This window comes from Rhodanobacter thiooxydans LCS2, from assembly GCF_000264375.1.
GTDB classification, from domain to species: Bacteria; Pseudomonadota; Gammaproteobacteria; order Xanthomonadales; family Rhodanobacteraceae; genus Rhodanobacter; species Rhodanobacter thiooxydans.
The window spans coordinates 1-1854 of sequence record NZ_AJXW01000135.1; the positions used below are offsets into that span (position 1 = coordinate 1).

The 1854-nt window shown below is 70.6% G+C and carries 2 protein-coding genes; both read right to left on the reverse strand.

The features are described 5' to 3' along the window. Positions 1-499: ABC transporter ATP-binding protein (locus UUA_RS18190; RefSeq protein ID WP_008439656.1), on the reverse strand; the 499-nt coding region annotated here is incomplete at its 3' end. Positions 500-504: 5 nt separating this feature from the next. Next, positions 505-1635 (reverse strand): ABC transporter permease, encoded by a 1131-nt coding sequence (locus UUA_RS18195; RefSeq protein WP_039954539.1) that lies wholly within the window; start codon positions 1633-1635, stop codon positions 505-507. Between the last annotated feature and the right edge of the window lie 219 nt (positions 1636-1854).

A 1854-nucleotide genomic window follows, 5' to 3' on the forward strand; every position in this document is an offset into this window, starting at 1 on the left:
GGGCGATCGCCACGCGCTGCTTCTCGCCGCCGGACAGCTCCGACGGGCGCAGCCGCATGCGGTGCGCCAGGCCGACTTCCTCCAGCGACTGTTGCGTGCGCCAGTGTGCCTCCTCGCGCGACAGGCCCATGTAGTTCAGCGGCAGCTCGACCTGCTCGAACGCGGAGAGGGCGGGGAACAGGTTGAAGCCCTGGAACACGAAGCCGGTGTGCTGCAGGCGGAAGCGTTCCAGCGCGCGCATGTCGAGCTGGCCCAGCTCGCTGCCCAGCGCCAGCACGCGGCCCGCATCGACCTTCTGCAGGCCGCTGAGGATCGCCAGCAGGGTGCTCTTGCCGCAGCCGGACGGACCGGAGATCAGGGTCAGCTCGCCGGCGTCGATGCTCAGCGAGAAGTCGTTCAGCACCTGCGTGCGCTGGTGGCCGGAGATGAACGCCTTGCTGACGTTCTCGGCCTGCAGCGCCGGCGCGTGCACCGGCTCAATGGCGGGGACAGGCGGCATCGCGGCTACCTCAGCAAGGTCGCGGGATCGGCGCGGCGCAGGCTGCGCATTGCGGCGAGGCCGGAGACCGCAGCCAGACCCATCACCAGCACGATGCAGGCCAGCGCAGACGGCACGTTCAGCACCACCGGCACGTCCTGGCTGCGCGCCAGCAGCATCAGCAGGATGCCCAGCGCGCTGGCCCCGAGCAGGCCCAGCGCGCCGACCCAGAACGCCTGCTCCAGCACCACCTTGCGCAGCGCGCCCACACCCACGCCGAGCGCGTTGAGCGTGGCGTACTCGCGCACCGAGCCGTTGACTGCGGCGATCAGGGTCTGACTGGTGATCGCCGCGCCGACCAGGAACACGATGCCGGCCAGGAACAGCACGCCAGCGCCAGCGCCGGTGTCGAACAGCCAGTAGCGCACCGAGATGTTGGCGAAATCGGCGGCGCTCCATGCGGTATACGGGCCGAAGGCGGTGTCGCCGCGCAGGCGTATCGCCACGGCGTCGGCCTGGGTCGGGTCGCGCAGTTTCGCCACCAGGTAGGTCGGCCCGAGGTCGGCCGGGTCGTTGTCCAGCCGGCGTGCGGTGTCCAGCGAGCACAGCACGTTGACCCCGCCGAGCGCGCGTAGGCCGCGGCTGATGCCGATCACGCGCACCTGGTGACCGTTGATGGTGGCAGTCTGGCCGATGCCCACGCCAAGCTGGTCCATGGCGGAGCGGTCGATCACGATCGCATCCGGTTCGGCCAGCCGCCGGCGCAGCGCCGGGGCCAGCACCCTGGAGAACATCAGCGCGTCGGCGGCCGGGTCGATGCCGGAGACGAACACCGAGACGCCGCCGGTTTCGCGCGGCCCGCGCCAGTCGCCGTCGACCCACAGGTACGGCTCGACCTGCTGCACTGCCGGGTCCATCAGCAGGCGCGACTCCACGTCGGCGTCGATCGTGCGGCCCAGGCTCACGCTCTGCGTGCCGGGGTAGCCGACCCATACGTCGGCCGACGAGCCGGTGATGTAGAGGCTGGTGCTGCCGAAGATGCCCAGCACCAGAGCGATCTGCAGCAGCTGCAGCAGGCCGGCGAAGCCGACCGCCAGCATCGCCGGCAGGAAGCGCCGCCATTCGTAGACCAGCGTCTTGCGCGCCAGGGCCACCATCAGCGGCAACCCCCAAAAGCTGCTTCATTTCCCGTCAATCCTGCGAAAGCGGGAATCCGGCGTCTCTTGACCTGACGGCACTGGCCCCCGGCTTTCGCCGGGGTGACGGAGTGGTTCGAGGTCCCCATCAGTGCGGCGCTCCGTCGGCGTCGTCGGGCGCCGTCGCGGCCTGTGCCGTATCCGGCGCGGGCAGCGGTGCGCCGCCCAGCGCCTTGAACA